The 15,853-nt window shown below is 70.6% G+C and carries 18 protein-coding genes; 9 read left to right on the top strand and 9 right to left on the bottom strand.

The features are described 5' to 3' along the window. Positions 1 to 52: 52 nt before the first annotated feature. Positions 53 to 1,090, top strand: coding sequence for an L-glyceraldehyde 3-phosphate reductase (gene mgrA, locus AW27_RS11665; RefSeq protein ID WP_037919370.1), 1,038 nt, complete (start codon positions 53 to 55; stop codon positions 1,088 to 1,090). A gap of 144 nt (positions 1,091 to 1,234) precedes the next feature. Here the strand turns inward: mgrA and AW27_RS11670 are convergent, their stop codons facing one another. After that, entirely contained in the window at positions 1,235 to 2,005 is a 771-nt protein-coding gene (locus AW27_RS11670) for a prepilin peptidase (protein WP_037919368.1), read from the bottom strand. Between the two features lie 35 nt (positions 2,006 to 2,040). On the opposite strand from AW27_RS11670, the gene AW27_RS11675 reads away from it, so the two are divergent. The 3 genes from AW27_RS11675 to AW27_RS11685 all read left to right on the top strand — a co-directional run bounded on the left by AW27_RS11675 (position 2,041) and on the right by AW27_RS11685 (position 4,666). Beyond that, positions 2,041 to 2,397, top strand: a complete 357-nt coding sequence (locus tag AW27_RS11675; protein WP_037919974.1) for a DUF192 domain-containing protein — start codon at positions 2,041 to 2,043, stop codon at positions 2,395 to 2,397. A gap of 59 nt (positions 2,398 to 2,456) precedes the next feature. Continuing rightward, complete coding sequence (locus tag AW27_RS11680; protein ID WP_052030297.1) at positions 2,457 to 3,074, top strand: SMI1/KNR4 family protein; 618 nt, start codon at positions 2,457 to 2,459, stop codon at positions 3,072 to 3,074. A gap of 305 nt (positions 3,075 to 3,379) precedes the next feature. Then, on the top strand, positions 3,380 to 4,666 hold the full coding sequence (locus tag AW27_RS11685) for an extracellular solute-binding protein (protein ID WP_052030296.1): 1,287 nt from the start codon (positions 3,380 to 3,382) through the stop codon (positions 4,664 to 4,666). Positions 4,667 to 4,830: 164 nt separating this feature from the next. Here AW27_RS11685 and AW27_RS11690 read toward each other — a convergent pair whose 3' ends face one another. The 4 genes from AW27_RS11690 to AW27_RS11705 form a co-directional block, all read right to left on the bottom strand. Next, positions 4,831 to 5,457, bottom strand: a complete 627-nt coding sequence (locus AW27_RS11690; RefSeq protein ID WP_037919367.1) for a hypothetical protein — start codon at positions 5,455 to 5,457, stop codon at positions 4,831 to 4,833. A 209-nt stretch (positions 5,458 to 5,666) separates the two neighbouring features. Beyond that, complete coding sequence (locus AW27_RS11695) at positions 5,667 to 5,996, bottom strand: nuclear transport factor 2-like protein (protein ID WP_037919365.1); 330 nt, start codon at positions 5,994 to 5,996, stop codon at positions 5,667 to 5,669. A 129-nt stretch (positions 5,997 to 6,125) separates the two neighbouring features. Next, positions 6,126 to 6,962, bottom strand: coding sequence for a polysaccharide deacetylase family protein (locus tag AW27_RS11700; protein ID WP_052030295.1), 837 nt, complete (start codon positions 6,960 to 6,962; stop codon positions 6,126 to 6,128). 257 nt (positions 6,963 to 7,219) lie between these two features. Continuing rightward, positions 7,220 to 8,818, bottom strand: coding sequence for an MDR family MFS transporter (locus tag AW27_RS11705; RefSeq protein WP_037919363.1), 1,599 nt, complete (start codon positions 8,816 to 8,818; stop codon positions 7,220 to 7,222). 125 nt (positions 8,819 to 8,943) lie between these two features. Here AW27_RS11705 and AW27_RS11710 point away from each other — a divergent pair, with 125 nt between their 5' ends. Further along, positions 8,944 to 9,525, top strand: coding sequence for a TetR/AcrR family transcriptional regulator (locus AW27_RS11710; RefSeq protein ID WP_037919360.1), 582 nt, complete (start codon positions 8,944 to 8,946; stop codon positions 9,523 to 9,525). A 349-nt stretch (positions 9,526 to 9,874) separates the two neighbouring features. Here AW27_RS11710 and AW27_RS11715 read toward each other — a convergent pair whose 3' ends face one another. Together AW27_RS11715 and AW27_RS11720 are read right to left on the bottom strand one after the other, a co-directional pair. Then, positions 9,875 to 10,702, bottom strand: coding sequence for an alpha/beta fold hydrolase (locus AW27_RS11715; protein WP_037919358.1), 828 nt, complete (start codon positions 10,700 to 10,702; stop codon positions 9,875 to 9,877). A gap of 110 nt (positions 10,703 to 10,812) precedes the next feature. Further along, a complete protein-coding gene (locus AW27_RS11720; protein WP_037919356.1) occupies positions 10,813 to 11,223 on the bottom strand; it encodes a nuclear transport factor 2 family protein in 411 nt (136 codons plus the stop codon). A gap of 107 nt (positions 11,224 to 11,330) precedes the next feature. Between AW27_RS11720 and AW27_RS11725 the strand changes: the two genes are divergently transcribed. The 3 genes from AW27_RS11725 to AW27_RS11735 all read left to right on the top strand — a co-directional run bounded on the left by AW27_RS11725 (position 11,331) and on the right by AW27_RS11735 (position 13,593). Further along, on the top strand, positions 11,331 to 11,864 hold the full coding sequence (locus AW27_RS11725; RefSeq protein ID WP_037919354.1) for a TetR/AcrR family transcriptional regulator: 534 nt from the start codon (positions 11,331 to 11,333) through the stop codon (positions 11,862 to 11,864). A 102-nt stretch (positions 11,865 to 11,966) separates the two neighbouring features. Continuing rightward, the gene (locus AW27_RS11730; protein WP_037919352.1) at positions 11,967 to 12,449 is read left to right on the top strand and encodes a carboxymuconolactone decarboxylase family protein; all 483 of its coding nucleotides are present in this window, start codon (positions 11,967 to 11,969) and stop codon (positions 12,447 to 12,449) included. Between the two features lie 610 nt (positions 12,450 to 13,059). Beyond that, the gene (locus tag AW27_RS11735; RefSeq protein ID WP_236647563.1) at positions 13,060 to 13,593 is read left to right on the top strand and encodes a hypothetical protein; all 534 of its coding nucleotides are present in this window, start codon (positions 13,060 to 13,062) and stop codon (positions 13,591 to 13,593) included. A gap of 272 nt (positions 13,594 to 13,865) precedes the next feature. On the opposite strand, the gene AW27_RS11740 is transcribed toward AW27_RS11735, so the two are convergent. Together AW27_RS11740 and AW27_RS11745 are read right to left on the bottom strand one after the other, a co-directional pair. Continuing rightward, complete coding sequence (locus tag AW27_RS11740) at positions 13,866 to 14,177, bottom strand: hypothetical protein (protein ID WP_037919348.1); 312 nt, start codon at positions 14,175 to 14,177, stop codon at positions 13,866 to 13,868. A gap of 52 nt (positions 14,178 to 14,229) precedes the next feature. After that, positions 14,230 to 14,625, bottom strand: coding sequence for an ATP-binding protein (locus tag AW27_RS11745; protein ID WP_236647562.1), 396 nt, complete (start codon positions 14,623 to 14,625; stop codon positions 14,230 to 14,232). A 450-nt stretch (positions 14,626 to 15,075) separates the two neighbouring features. Between AW27_RS11745 and AW27_RS11750 the strand changes: the two genes are divergently transcribed. Further along, positions 15,076 to 15,849 (top strand): DUF5753 domain-containing protein, encoded by a 774-nt coding sequence (locus AW27_RS11750; protein WP_370466475.1) that lies wholly within the window; start codon positions 15,076 to 15,078, stop codon positions 15,847 to 15,849. Positions 15,850 to 15,853: the final 4 nt, after the last annotated feature.

A 15,853-nucleotide genomic window follows, 5' to 3' on the forward strand; every position in this document is an offset into this window, starting at 1 on the left:
GGGATCGGGTACCCAACTCGGTCTGTCACAACTCCGTGATAGGGAGGACAACGTGACTGATACCAATCCCTATCGGGCAGAGCCCTCGCGCTACGACGCCATGGAGTACCGGCGCACCGGCCGCAGCGGCCTCAAGCTCCCCGCCATCTCCCTCGGCCTCTGGCACAACTTCGGCGACGACCGGTCCCTGGAGTCCCAGCGGGCGATCCTGCGGCGCGCCTTCGACCTCGGCGTCACCCACTTCGACCTGGCCAACAACTACGGCCCGCCGCCCGGATCGGCCGAGCTGAACTTCGGCAAGATCTTTGCGCAGGACTTCGCGTCCTACCGCGACGAGCTGATCCTGTCGACCAAGGCCGGCTACCTGATGCACCCCGGGCCGTACGGCGAGTGGGGCAGCCGCAAGTACCTGCTCAGCTCGCTCGACGCCTCGCTGAAGCGGATGGGCGTCGACTACGTGGACGTCTTCTACTCGCACCGCTTCGACCCGCACACCCCGCTCGAGGAGACCATGGGCGCCCTCGCGTCCGCGGTCCGGCAGGGCAAGGCCCTCTACGTCGGCGTCTCCTCCTACACGGCCGGGCAGACCGCCGAGGCCGTGCGGATCCTGCGCGACATGGGCGTACGCCCGCTCATCCACCAGCCGTCCTACTCCATGATCAACCGCTGGACGGAGGAGGACGGCCTGCTGGACACCCTGGAGGACGCCGGCATGGGGTGCATCTCCTTCGCACCGCTGGCGCAGGGCCTGCTGACGGACAAGTACCTCAAGGGAATCCCGGCCGACTCCCGCGCCGCCCAGGGCACGTCGCTCAACCCCGACCTGCTCTCGGAGGACGTGCTGCGCCGGCTGGCCGGCCTGAACGAGATCGCGGCCCGCCGCGGTCAGTCCCTGGCCCAGCTCGCGCTCACCTGGGTGCTGCGCGACGAGCGGATGACCTCGGCCCTGATCGGCGCGTCGAGCGTCCGTCAGCTGGAGCAGAACGTGGCCGCCCTGGCCGGCCCGCCGCTCTCCGGGGAGGAACTGAAGGAGATCGACTCCTTCGCGGTGTCCACCCCCGGCACGAACATCTGGGCCCAGCGCGGCTGACCTGCGAAGTCGCCCCAACACCCGCGCGGGGAACGGGTGGACAAAAAACGGGCCGGTCCGTGGGGGGGGGATACGGACCGGCCCGAGGGGGGGGTTCCACCATAACCCTTCGTAAAGCATGCTGCGTGCATCGGCACGCCATGACTACGCTCCGAAACCACCCAGCAGCAGTCCGGTGAGCGCCCCGGCCGCCATGAAGGGCCCGAAGGCGAAGCCCTGGTCACGGGTGACGGAGCCGCGCAGGAGCAGCGTCAGGCCGTACAGCGCGCCGTAGAGGAGGCCCAGGAAGGCCCCGGACGCCCATACCCCCCACCCGTACCACCCAAGAGCGACCCCCAGCGAGAGCGCCAGCTTGACGTCACCGAAACCCATGCCGGCGGGGTTGACCAGATGGAGCACGAGGTACGCGGCCCCGAGCGCGCCCCCGCCGAGCAGCGCCAGCCGCCAGGACCCGCCCGCGCCGGGCAGCAGGGCGGCGATTCCGAGCAGGGCGGCCGCCCCCACCGCAAGCGGCAGGGTCAGTACGTCGGGCAGCCGGTGCACGGCCCGGTCGACGAGGGCGAGCAGGACCAGGACCGGGGCCAGTCCCGCGTACACCGCCGCCTCGGGACGCACCCCCACGGCCGCCGCGATCAGGGCGCAGACCCCGCCGGCGAGGACGGCCGGAAGCACGGACCGCGGCCCGTACGCATGCGCCGGCCCCGACACGCCCCCCGGGGCGGGCGGCCCGGACGGCTCTGCACGGGCCGGGCGGCAGCGGGCCGGGCCGAGCCAGCCGCGCAGCCGGTGCCCCCGAGGGCAGTTCTCCCGCCACGGGTCACCGGGGTCCACGGACAGCCGGTAGGCCGCACGCGGCAGCAGCAGCCCGGCGGCCACGCCATACCCGGCGGCGAGAACGATCACGACCACACCCATCCGGCGAAGGTAGGCGGTCCCCTAGGGTGGCCGCCATGGCGCACTGGCATGACGGGCCCGCCGCGCTGCGGGTCGCGGCGGGCTCCGCACCGATCCCGCTGGAGATCGCCGCTTCCTACCGGGCGAGGACGCGCGGGCTGCTCGGCCGGGACGGGATCGACGGAGCGATGCTGCTGACCCCCGCGGCGAGCGTGCACACCTTCCGGATGCGGTTCCCGATCGACGTGGCGTACCTGGACCGGAACCTGCGCGTACTCGCCGTGGTCACCATGGCTCCCGGCCGACTCGGACTGCCGCGGCTGCGCGCCCGGCACGTCCTGGAGGCAGCAGCCGGCGCCATGGCCGGATGGGGCCTGGCGGCCGGGACCACGCTGGACGTGGACACCGCCTAGGCCGAGCTCGCCGCCGGCAGTAGGTTGGGGCGGTTGAGCTGGGGCAGTAGGGGAGCGGCATGACGGAGAACGCGCGGATCAAGGCGCTGGAGCAGATCATGCCGGCGACGCACGGCGCCGACGAGGACGTCGACTGGCTCGCCGCCGAGGCGGCCTGGGGGATCCGGTTCCCGTCGGACTTCATCGCGTTCATGGGCCGGTTCGGCGCCGGCTCCATCAACGGCGAGGCGAGCATCCTGCTGCCGATGCCCACACCCGGGCTGCAGTGGGATCCGGCCGAGATGGCCGAGGAGACGGCGAACGCCCGGCAGATGTGGGTGGCCGAGGGCGGCCGTTCGGCCTTCGGCGTGGATCCGGAGTCGATCATCGCCTGGGGCGTCACGGGTGGCTCGGACATCCTGTGCTGGCTGACCACCGACCCCGATCCGGACCGCTGGCCGGTCCTGGTGTGCGGTCGACACACCGCGGACTCCTTCGCCGTGTACCCGTACGGCATGGCCGAGTTCCTCCACCGCCTCTGCTCCGACGAGTTCGACGTGAGCCCGGTCAGCATCACCTTCTGGGACGGCGGCCACCTGAGCTTCGTGCACTGGCGCAAGGCGCAGCGCCGCTGGCAGGAGGGCCGCAACCCGGAGACGGGCGAGCCCGACCCGTACGCGGGCGAATTCACCGACTGACCGGGCGCCCCGCCACCTCCGCCCGCCGACCCGTCGACCCGTCGACCCGTCGACCCGTCGACCCGCTTCCCGAGGGGAAACGGGCTTTTCCTCATGTCTACGCGCGTCCACCGAGCCGACCTCATATCGGAAAACACCAGCCGGAAAAGATTCGGTTGGAGCATTCACCACAAGTACGACCCCCCTGGAAAAAACCCCCGCCCCACAGGAGAGAATTCCGGCCAACGGGCCATCGAGGGATCAGCCGGCTCGGAGCAACTCATAAGCAGCAACCAGACACAAAAGAAATTCAGGGGAATACTTCCGTGCGACGGAGAATTTTCGGCACGACCGCCACCGCGACCGTGCTCGGCCTGCTGATACCGCTGGCCGGATGCGGCGGCGGCACAAACGGGGCAGGTGACGGAGGGACGCTTCAGCTGATCGCCGCCGAATACGGCGACAGTCCGGCCACCAGTTCCAAGCCCTTCTGGGACAAGGTGACCGCTGATTTCACCGAGGAGAATCCGGGAATCAAGGTCGAGGTCACGCTCATGCCCTGGGCCGACATCGACCGCGAAGTATCCCGCATGGTCAAGACCGGCAAGGCGCCGGACATCGCGCTCATGGGCTCGTACTCCGACTTCGCCGCCCGGGGGGAGCTCTATCCCGCGGACGAACTCCTCTCGGTCACCGCCGAGGCGAATTTCCTCCAGCCGCTGGCCGACGCCGGTTCGGTGGGCAACACCCTCTACGGCCTGCCCTTCGTGGCGAGCAGCCGCCTCCTCTTCTACAACGAGGCGCTGTTCGCCAAGGCCGGCGTCAAGGGGGCCCCCAAGACCTGGTCCGACCTCAAGGCCGCCGCCAAGGCGCTCAAGGAGAAGGGGGTGACGTACCCGTACGCCCTGCCGCTGGGGCCCGAGGAGGCCCACGCCGAGGCGCTGATCTGGGAGCTCAGCAACGGCGGCGGCTACGCCGACAGCAGCGGCAACTACAGCCTGGCCTCCGACAAGAACGTCGAGACCTGGAAATGGGTCAAGGAGAACATGGTCGCGACCGGCTACACGGGTGCCACGTCGCCGTCCCGGCTCAATCGGGCCGATGCCTTCGCCGCCTTCACCCGCGGCGAGGTCGGCATGCTCAACGGCTATCCCTCGCTCGCCCACGAGGCGCGCGCCAAGGGCATCAGCGTCGCCACCACCACCATGCCCGTCTCGGACGACCTCGGCGTCGGGGAGACCCCGCCGACCGTCGGCGTGGCCGACTGGATGATGGCCTTCCGGCAGAACGGCAAGCGCGCGGAGATCGGCAGGTTCCTGGACTTCGTCTACCAGGACGCGAACCTGTCGGACTTCGCCAGCCGCTACCACCTGCTGCCTTCCACCGTGACCGCCTCGCGCACCCCGGCGGGCGGCGGAATCGCCGAGAACGACCAGCAGTTCCTCAACGCACTGCGCGGCGCCCAGCTCTACCCGGTCAACGACCCGTCCTGGGTGACGGTCAGCGACACCATCAAGCGCAACATCGGACGCGCCGTGGAACCGGACGGCAACCCGAAGGGCGTCCTGGAGGACATCGCCGCGCAGGCCTCACAGGCCTCCAAGAAGCACTGAAGGCCCCGCGCCTCCCCGAAGTCCCGCACGACACGGGACCTTCGACCCGGGACGTGGACCGCATCATGCGGCACCATGGCCACTACGGTCCCGATCAGGGGCCGCGGCCCCGTCGCCCGCCGAGCACTCACGAGGTGCGCGGGGCGGCCGGCCCCGACGGGAGCTCAGCGCTGCTTCCCGTGGTCCTGGGAGAACGCCGTCCGGTACTGCTCGCAGCTGGAGTTCCAGCGCAGGGAGCCGTGGAGCGTCCCGTAGCCCGAGCGGGTGAGCGACCACTCCACCGTGTACGCGCCGGTGTCGCACGCGATCCGCTTGCCTCCCGCCACCTTCTCGCGGCCGGTCGCCGGCTTCCCGGCCAGCTCCTTGCGCACTTCCGCCACCACCGAGCGGTCCGCGCGGCGCAGGACGGCGTGCACGACGATCGGGTGCCGGCCCTCCTTGACCGTCACCGCCTTCTTCACCACGGTCGAGTCCGACACCGCCCAGGCGAACTCGTACGCGGGCTCCCACGCCAGCGTGCTGGGGTCGCCGACCTTGCGCTCGTAGTCCGGGGCGGCCGAGTGGCCGGGGCGGGTGACGGTCTTGTAGCGGACGCCGGGATGGAAGCGGAACTGCCCCTCCACCTTGTGCATTTCGTCGTCGGTCCACATCGACTTCATGGTCTTCTCGCCGCCCGCCGGGTCCTGCAGGTAGACCGCCGCCTCCGCGGCGGTGGCCTGCTGGACGAGGGTCGGGGCGAGGGCCGCGGCGGCGGTGGCGAGGGCGAGAGCGGCGGTGCGGGTGCGCTTCATGCCCGGACCAACGGGCCCCGGCGCGCGCCGGAACGAGGCCGCCCGCCCTTTCACCCGTACGGGAGTCGCCGGGCCGCCGCACTGTCCGATGATCGGCTTCGGTGCGGGCCGCACGTACCGGGGCCCGGCGACCGGCTCCAGCGGGCGCGAACCGGCCCCAGGGGCGCGGAACGGGCCAGGGGGCGCGGATCGGGCCCGGCCGTTGCGGATCAGGCCTGGCCGGTTTCGAAGCGGCTGATGCGGCCGCCGCCGGGGGCGATGGTGAAGCGCCAGGCGGTCCGCATCTCGCCCCAGGTGTCATTGCGGTAGTCGACGACGAGGGAGCGGCCCTCGTCGGACTCGGACACGACGTCCATGTGCCCCCTGGAGTCGAAGATCTCCCGGTCGACCCACGCGTGGAGGTCGCGGTCCGATCCGTCGTCGGACATGGTGGCGTCGGCGGTCAGCAGCTTCAGGAAGGCGTCCTTGTCGTGCGCGTTGACGGCGGTGACGAGGGCGCCGACCACGGGGTCGGACAGTTTGCCGGGGGCGATGGCCACAGGAGCCTCCTGGTCGGGCGTACGTTCGTCCGTGCCCGAACAGGTAACAACGCGGTCGGGTCCGCGTCGTCGACCCTCACCCGTTCGCGCGGCGGACGGCGTGTCAGGGGCCTCCGGGCGGGCGACGGCTCACGGGGTGTCGGGGGTGGTGCGGACCGGGAAGCCGGTCGGCCGGCCCTGGTCCGCGAGCCAGGCCAGCACCCGGTCGAGGGCCTCGACGGTTTGGGCGCGGTGGCCGCCGCCGTCGTGGAAGAGGACGGTCGGGCCGTTGCCGATCTCACGTTTGAAGGCGTCGACGATGGCGTCCGCGCCCGGCTTCTGGAAGTCCTTGGTGTCCACGTTCCAACCGAGCGGGCGCATCCCGTTCGCGGCGGCGATGCGGCGGCTCTCGGGGGTGAACGCGCCGCCCGGGGCCCGGTAGTACTCGACCTTCGCGCCGTTGCCCGCGGCCTCTTCGATGAGCTTCTTCGCGTCCAGGATCTGCCGTTCCTGGTAGTCGGCGGGCTTCTGGTCCATGGCCGTGTCGTGGTCCATGGTGTGGTCGCAGAGCCGGTGGCCGTCGTCGACCACCCTCTTGACGAGGTCGGGATGAGCCTTGGCCTGGGGTCCGACCATGCAGAACGTCGCCCTGACTCCGTACTTGTGCAGTACGTCGAGCACGTGGGGGGTCCAGCGGGGGTCGGGGCCGTCGTCGATGGTGATGTTGACGGCGGTGTCGCCGTTCTCCGAGGCGTGGGCTATGCCCTCGGGTATCGGCTGTCGCGCCCCCGGCCGGCCCGCCCGGCCGTGGCCGGGGTCGTCGTTCCCGCCCGGCAGGGCCGCGTTCCGCCGGGTGGCCGCGCCGGCGCTGCCCGGCTCCGCGAGGGTCGACACTCCCCAGACCGTCGCCGCCGCGACCGCGGCCGACACGACGACGACCGCTCCGGCCCGGACACCCTTCTTGTTCGTGTACGTCGAGACACCCATGAACCGTCCACTCCCCCGTCCGCCGCGCGAGCGTTCCGTGGATCAGGACGCCCGTACCCGTACGGGAGTTCCCATCGAATCGTCCTTAAATTCCCCGTACCGGAACCGACAGGATGGTTGGGACTGATGGGGCCTATAGGACCGATGGGACTCCGCCCCTTGATCACCCGCCGTTCCTTCCCGGACGGACACGGCAGAAAACGCGCGGCCCCGCCGGACAGGTACGTCCGACGGGGCCGGGTTCGTGCGCGGCGGGGTCAGTGCGCCAGCGACTGCTGGGCCGCGGGGGCGGACTTGGCATCAGCCGGGGCGGACCCGGCATCGGTGGAGGCCGGACCGGCACCCCGGAGCGGGACCTCCTTGACGAACCAGGCCGCCAGGAAGCCCAGTACGGCGACGGCCGCGCCGAGCAGGAACGCGGAGTGCGTGCCGGCGGCTACCGCGTACTGGTAGGCCTCCCGTACCGCCTCCGGCAGCCGGGCCAGGCTCGCCGCGTCCAACTGGGCCGAGCCCGCGGCTCCGGCGGCCTCCGGGCCCAGGCGCTCGAACATGGTGTCCGTGACCCGGGAGGTGAAGAGGGAACCCATCAGGGCCACGCCGAAGGAGCCGCCGAGCGTACGGAAGAGGGTGGCCGACGACGACGCGACGCCCATGTCCTTCATGTCGACGCTGTTCTGTGCGACCAGCATGGTGATCTGCATCAGGAAGCCGAGCCCTGCACCGAGGATGGCCATGTAGAGGCCGGAGACGAGGCGGGTGGTGCCGGTGTCCATGGTGGCGAGGAGGAACATGCCGACGACCATGAGCGCGCCGCCGGCGATCGGGAAGACCTTGTACCTGCCGCTGTTGGTGGTGATGCGCCCGGAGATCAGCGAGACGACCATCATCGAGAGCAGCATGGGCAGGAGGAGCAGGCCCGAGTTGGTGGCGGAGGCACCCTGGACCGACTGCTGGAAGAGCGGGAGGTAGAGGACGCCGCCGAACATGGCGAAGCCGACCAGGAAGCCGATCACGGACATGAGGGTGAAGTTGCGGCTGCGGAAAATGTGCAGCGGCATGACCGGCTCGGCCGCCCTGGTCTCCACGTAGAGGAACGCGGCGGTCGACAGCACGCCGACGACGATGAGGCCGACGATCTGGGCGGACGCCCAGTCGTACTCGGTCCCGCCCCACGTGGTGACGAGCACGGTGGAGGTGATCGCGAGGGTCAGCAGCGCGGCGCCGAGGTAGTCGATCTTCGGGCGCTGCCGCTCGGCCTGCCGGGGCAGGTGCAGTACGGCCGTCACCATCGCCAGGGCCACGGCACCGAGGGGCAGGTTGATGTAGAAGGACCAGCGCCAGCCCATGTGGTCGGTGATGGTGCCGCCGACGAGCGGGCCGCCGATCATGGCGAAGGCCATCACGCCGGCCATCATGCCCTGGTACTTGCCGCGCTCGCGGGGCGGGATCAGGTCGCCGATGATCGCCATGACGCCGACCATCAGACCACCGGCGCCCAGGCCCTGGACCGCACGGAAGCCGATGAGCTGGCCCATGTCCTGGGCCATGCCGCTGAGCGCCGAGCCGATCAGGAAGATGACGATCGAGGTGAGGAAGGAGCCCTTCCGCCCGTACATGTCGCCGACCTTCCCCCAGATGGGGGTGGAGGCGGCCGTGGCCAGGGTGTACGCGGTCACCACCCAGGACAGGTGCTCCAGGCCGCCGAGCTCGCCGACGATGGTGGGCATCGCCGTTCCAATGATCATGTTGTCGAGCATCGCCAGCAACATTGCGATCATGAGGGCCATGAGGACGACCCGCACGCTGCGTGGCTTCACCTCCTGCGAGGCCTGCGCGGGCTTGCTTGTCTCCACCATTTCCTGTCCACTCCCCTGGGCACCACCTGCCGGAACGGCACTTACTTGCCGACCGGCTAGTTGACTACACTGGGGACGGTAGACCCGTCACTTGCCGGGCGTCAAGTAAGTAACCGAGGAGAGTCATGTCCAGCAGCAGTCCCCAGCGCCGTCGTGGCGACACGCGCCAGCGCATCCAGGACGTCGCACTGGAGCTCTTCGTCGAGCAGGGGTACGAGAAGACGTCGCTGCGCGAGATCGCGGAGCGGCTGGAGGTCACGAAGGCGGCGCTCTACTACCACTTCAAGACCAAGGAAGACATCATCATCAGCCTCTTCGACGACGTCACGCGTCCCATCGACGAGCTGATCAAGTGGGCGGAACAGCAGCCGCGCACCCTGGAGACCAAACGCGAGGTGCTGCGCCGCTACAGCGAGGCGATGGCGGCGGGCGCCGCGCTGTACCGCTTCATGCAGGAGAACCAGGCCACGATGCGCGAACTGAGCATCGGCGAGACCGTGAAGAAGCGGCTGTACCGCCTGGTGGAACTGCTGCGCACGGAGGACGGCCCGCTGACGGACCAGGTGCGCTGCGTCAGCGCCCTGTTCACGCTGCACGCCGGGATGATGTTCCTCCAGCACGTCGAGGGCGACCCGGAGGAAACCCGCCTGGCCGCCCTGGAGGTCGCCACCGACCTCATCACGCAGGCGCACCACGAGGATGCGTGACGCGCCGACGGCCACAGCCCCCTCGGGGCAGCACCCCTGAGCGGCGTGCCGGGCCGACGGCGCACGCGGACGAACCGGGAGCCGGGACCGGTTGAGGCAGGGCGGAGCGGACTCGGCCCGCCGGCCGCTCGGCGCACTGCCCGCCTGCAGGCCCCCTGCGCACAGGCGAGCCGTGCTCCGGGAGGGGCCGCCGCCGGAGACCGCTCAACCGCAGGTGCGTGGTCGTACCCACCACGGCAGACCGGGCGGCAACGCCGAGGCGGACGGAATTCCACAGTGCGTCGAGCATTCCAGGGGAATCTTCCAGGGACTCGATCCCCCGATTCGGTGGCGCCCGGACGCCGCAGGGTCAAGGCCGGGGCGCGGAGCCGGTCGAGGCGATGAAGCCCAGGAGGTTGTCGGCGTAGCGCTGCGGGGCGGTGAGGTGGGGGACGTGGCCCTCGCCGTGCAGGGTCCGCACCTGCGCCCCGGGGATCACCCGCGCCAGTCGGTCGACGATCGCCCCGAACCACGGCGGGCTGCCGGTGCCCTTGCTCAGCATCACCGGGCCCGGGTATCCGGACAGCCCGGCGAGGTCGACGGCGTTCCCGTCCGGGTCCCCCTGCTCATCGGCGGCGGTGGGGGCGTTGGTGACGAACGTCCGCCGGGCGGGTTCGGGCATCCCGTCCCACGCGCCCGAGCCGAACACGACCTCCTCGACGAACCGGCGCGCACCGGCCTCGGGGTCACCCGCACGTATGTCCGCCATGACGGCGTCGATGGGGGGCTGCGCCTCCCGCATCAACCGGTCCAGCTCCGGATCGCCGGCCACGACGGCGGTCAGGGGTGGCTCGTGGACGGCGAGGCTGCGCAGCAGTTCGGGACGCCGGGCCGCGAGCCCGAGTGCGACCGACCCGCCGAAGGAACTCGCGGCCACGTGGACGGGGGCGCCGACCATCTCGATGAGCGCGGCGAGGTCGTCCTCGTCCTGGGCCCGGGTGCCCTGGCCCGGCGGGCGCTCGCTCCGGCTGTGGCCGCGGCGGTCGTAGACGAGCACGCAGTGGGCGCGGGTGAGGTGCGGCAGCACGGCGTGCCAGCTGCGGTGGTCGGTCCAGGAGCCGTGGACCAGGACCAGCGGTTCCCCTTCGCCCTCGACTTCGTAGAAGAGCTCGATGCCGTTCACCCGAGTCCGCGCCACGCCTGTTCCCCCTGCCCGGTGTCCTGCCGGCCTCCCCCGCGGAAGCTTGATCATCTTCTCAGACGCCAGCCCTGCGCGGACGGCGTTCACGCATCCGCAGGCGGTGCCCGTCAGAGGATCCGGCGGTCCTCGGAGGCGATCGGGACGTCGTTGATGCTCGCCTCGCGGCGGCGCATGAGGCCGTCCTCGTCGAACTCCCACTGCTCGTTGCCGTGGCTGCGCCACCACTGGCCGGAGGTGTCGTGCCACTCGTACTCGAAGCGGACGGAGATGCGGTTGCCGGTATGGGACCACAGCTCCTTGCGCAGTCGATAGTCGAGCTCGCGCTCCCACTTGTCGGCAAGGAAGGCGCGGATCTCGTCGCGGCCGGTCAGGAAGCGGTCGCGGTTGCGCCAGACGGAGTCCTCGGTGTAGGCGAGGGCGACGCGCTCGGGGTCACGGCTGTTCCAGGCGTCCTCGGCGGCCTGGACCTTGGCGCGGGCGGACTCGTCGGTGAAGGGCGGCAGGGGCGGGCGGCTCATGGTGCATCCTTCCGGGCTCACGAAGCGGAGAACGGGCGTTCTCCGGAACTCCGACCCTACGAGAACGACCGTTCTCCCCGCAAGCGAAACCGGGCTACCCTGCCTTCATGGACGACGAAGAGGCCCGGACCCGGCTGCTGGACACGGCGGAAGAGCTGTTCTACCGCCACGGCATCCAGGCGGTGGGCATGGACCGCATCCGCGCCGGATCCGGCGTGCCCCTCAAGCGCCTCTACCGGCTCTACCCTGCAAAGGAAGCCCTGGTCGCGGCCTATCTGGAACGGCGCGACCGCCGCTGGATCGCCGCCCTGCGCGAGGCGGCGACGAACGCCGCCGAACCGGTCCCCGCCGTCTTCGACTGGCTGGCGCGGTGGTTCTCCGAGCCGGACTTCCGGGGCTGCGCGTTCCTCAACGCGTACGGGGAGCTCGGCGCGGCCGCGCCGGAGGTCGTCCGCGTCCACAAGTCCGAACTCCACGCCCTCCTGGCCGAATTGGCCCCGGTCGGAGCCCCGCCCACGCTCGCCGACCAACTACTGATCCTGGTCGAGGGCGCGACGACGGTGGCCGGCCTGAACCCCGGCCCGGAACCGGCCCACAGGGCACGCGCGGTCGCGGAGGTCCTCCTGCGACAGCAACAGTGACGCAGGTCAGTCACACACCTCACTGGGGGCCGTCACATTCGCCCGGTGGGATCCGTCAGTGCTGTGCGGCCGCCGACACGGCACGCAGACCAGGAGACCACCATGGACTCTCGACTCGACCTCTACGGAAATGCCGTCACCACCAGGTTCGCGAGGTGCATCAACTCCGGTGGCAAGGTCGTCTCTGACTCGCCCCTTCTGGCGGTCACCCAGGAGTTGATGAAGATCCCGGCGAGCCAGATCAACGGCTGCGGCTTCTGCACCGACATGCACACCAAGGACGCTGCGCACGCCGGGGAGAGCGCGCAGCGCCTGCACCTGGTGGCGGCCTGGCGCGAGGCGAAGGTGTTCACCGACGCCGAACGGGCGGCCCTGGAGCTGACCGAGCAGGGCACGCGCATCGCCGACGCGGCCGACGCGGCCGGCGGGGTCACGGACGAGGCGTGGGCGGACGCCGCCAAGCACCACGACGAGGACCAGCTGGCCGCGCTGGTTTCCCTCATCGCACTGATCAACGCCTACAACCGGATGAACGTGATCATCCAGCAGCCGGCGGGTGACTACCAGCCCGGCCAGTTCGGCTGATCGCGAGCGCCCGATCCGGCCCGGCCACCCCCGGCCCGGTCCCGCCCCGGCCGCTCGGGTGGGTGGGGCCGAGCCGGTCCCGGACGGGGCGCGCGTACTCACGACAGGCCTCCGGCCAAGGTCCGGGGACTCGCGGCGCAGCCCTTCCGCTGCCGGGCGCGCCGGGCACGGCCGGACGTCCAATGTGCCGTGTACGCAGGCCCGGTACGTGGTTCGTGCGCCGCAGGGGCCGTATGCGGGGGCTGGGTGGGTGGCTGGTAGAAAGAGATGACGTACCGACAAGTGGTCGGCCTTGGGAAGGAACCACGTGACCCAACCGTCCAGCGAGCAGCCGCAGCACCCCTGGTCGTCGCCACAGCAGCCGTTCGGCGCGCCGCCGCCTCCACCGTTCCCTCCGGCCGTACCGCCGCAGCCCGGTTACGGACCCCCGCAGGCGCCGCAGCCGGGTTACGGACAGCCGCAGGCGCCGCAGCCCGGTACGCCCGGGGCCGGGAACCCGTATGTCCAGCCGGGCTCGCCGTACGGCGGTTACCCGCCACCGCACCCCCTTCCCGGTTCGCCTGGGCAGCCGCCGGGGCCGGGGCCGGGGAAGCGGCAGACCGGACTCATCGTGACGGCCGCTGTGGTGGTTCTCGTCGTGGTGGCCGGCGGGGTGTGGTTCGCGGTCGGCCGGGGCGGCGACGACACCGGGTCGACCGAGGCCAAGGCGAGCCCGAGCGCCTCGGCGCCCAGCACGAACCCCAGCGAGAAGGCCCCGACCATCCAGCCACCGCCCGAGAGGTCGGAGACCCCCGCCAAACCGCCCGCCCCCAAGCCCACCGGGACCGGCCTCCAGGCCGTGTGGAAGACCTCCGGCCCTACGATACTGGCCCTCGGCGACGCGCACCTCGACGAGCCTGCCCGGATCAACGCGATCCTCAGCGACGGCTCCTCCGGGTTCGAATGCAAGGGGCGTTGGCAGAAGGACGAGAGCGGCGACTTCCTGGAGGTCGGACTGCTGTGCAGCCAGGACGGCGTCCGGGTCCCGGACAAGGACCGGGTCGGCAATCTCAGCCAGAACGGCGACACCCTGACCGTCGAGTGGAAGAAGGGCGCCAGCGGCTCGGAGTCCTTCAAGCGCTTCCGCGACCTGGACCCCGCCTGATCGTCAGGTGTACCGAACGCCCGGAAGAGCCTCATCGGCGTGGCGACGCCGAGCCTGGTTCCTCCCCGGGCCGACGGGGGTGCGGCACGCCATTTGCACGCTGTCGGCGCTTCTGTGCCTGCACTGGTCCGGGGAAGTCCCGTGGGGTCCGGAGAAGCGGTCGGTCCGCGTGGATGCGCGTCGGCGACATGATCACCGACGCGCTGATCCATTCGTTCGTCCTCGAAGTGTTCATCGGAACCCTGCGCGGCCGCCCGTGACGGGCTACCGGGCTACGCGAAGCTCACGCTGTGTGGGACGGGCTCGGCGAAGCCACGGGCCGCACCGGGGTCCAGGGTGCTCAGCGGCTCCTCGCAGCCCCGGTCCGCGTACAGGGTGGCTGTGCTGTTCGTGCCGTTGACCGCACTGGTCGCGCCTTGGAGCAGGAGGAAGCACTCCGAGCCGACAGGGTCGGTGATGTCGAAGTCGCCGTACTCCGGCGAAACGTAGCTGAACGTGCCCACAGCGGCCCCGGCGGAGGCCGGCAGCGTACCGACGAGCGCGAGAGCCCCGAGGAAGGTGGTGATGGTGTGGCGAAGGCGCATCACACCAGCGTGGCCCACGGCTGCGCCGAGCCGGCAGGAGAAACGACCTCCCTCACCCGTTCGGCAGCCGGTGGGGCAGCGTCGCCCAGGTACGGGTCCCACCGCCGGGTTCCCGGGACGGCCCGAGGCCCCAGTCGCCGCCGTGGTCGCGCACCAGTGCCGAGAACACCCGGAGCGTGGCGCGGCGGCGGGCCTCACAGAGCGCGGCAAGCCGGGGGTGGGTGTGGGTGGGGTGCGCGTCGTAGACGATGACGCGCAGCTCGTCGTCGCGGTAGCGGACGGACAGGTACAGCTCCCCGTACGGATCCATCCGCCAGGCTGAGCCGAGGAGTTCCGAGGCGGCCTGTACGGCTGCCGGAGCGAGGGGGTCGAGGGCGTAGGCGTGCAGGGCCGCCCGTACGGCCTGGCGGGCGATCCCGGCTGAACGGGGCGAGGCGGGCAGGGTCATGCTGCACGACAACCCCTCCGCGAGGGCTGCCTGACCGGCAGTCCCGGAATCCGGTGCGACCGGGCAGGCGGATGCGGCGGTGTACGAGTGGGGGTACGGGGTGAGCAACTTCGGCTCCCAAGTCGTCGGTGGGCACAGACGGTTCGGCTTCGGAGGCTCGACGCGCACAGGGGCTCACGAGGACCGTTCACAGGCGGCATGGGCGGCGGGCGTGGCTCGTCCCCCGGGCAGGGCCGGGCGATGCACTTCAACTCGCCTTGCGTAAGCGGTGCATCACCCACAGTAAGACATTAAAGTGGTGCCTGCACCACAAAATTCATGATGTCTGCTCCCGAAATGGACCACATGCGGGCCGGAGTGCAGACTTCCCACATGCCACCGAGGACGCTGCCGTCATATCGCCGGGCCCGACTGGGAGCAGAGCTACGCCGGATGCGCTTGAACGCGGGCGTGTCCGCCGAACTCGCGGCCTCACTGGTCGGCATGGACCGCGGAAAGATTCCCAGCATTGAGGCGGGCGCCCGGACCTTGAGCGCCGAGCGGTTGCGCACCCTGGTCGCCAGCTACGGCTGTACCGACGAGCCTTACATCGACGCGCTGCTCGGCATGGCCCAGCGTCGCCGGCGAGGGTGGTGGGATCAGTACCGCGAGCGGCTCGCACCGGGCTTCCTGGACATCGCAGAGCTGGAGTGGCACGCCACACGGATGCACACGGTGCAAGCGGTTCACGTACCCGGACTGCTCCAGACCGAGGAATACTCCAGGGCCGTCTTCAACGCGGTGCTTCCGCAACTCTCCCGCTTGGACGTGGAGCTGCGCGTGGCCCACCGCCAAGAGCGACAGGTCGTCCTTGACCGCCGAGATCCGGTTCGATACACCGGATATGTGCACGAGGCGGCACTGCGTATGCAGTTCGGCGGCCGACAGGTGTCGAAGCGCCAGCTCGATCGGATCTGCGAGCGAAGCACGGCGGAGCACATCACCATCAGGGTCATCCCCGTCTCTCAAGGAGCCTTCCCGGGAGCGGGGCACCCTCTGTTCTACGCCGAGGAATCGGTCCCGCAGCTCGACACGGCGCAACTCGACTCGGCCCACGGCCCGGAGTTCCTGCACGGTGCGGAGCAACTGGCCAAGTACCGCAGCCATCTGGCCTGGATGTCCGATCACACGCTCAGCCCCGAAGCTTCGCGTGATCTCATCCGAGACATCAGCAAGGAACTGTGAGAGG

Source organism: Streptomyces sp. PCS3-D2, assembly GCF_000612545.2.
In the GTDB taxonomy this organism is placed as follows: domain Bacteria; phylum Actinomycetota; class Actinomycetes; order Streptomycetales; family Streptomycetaceae; genus Streptomyces.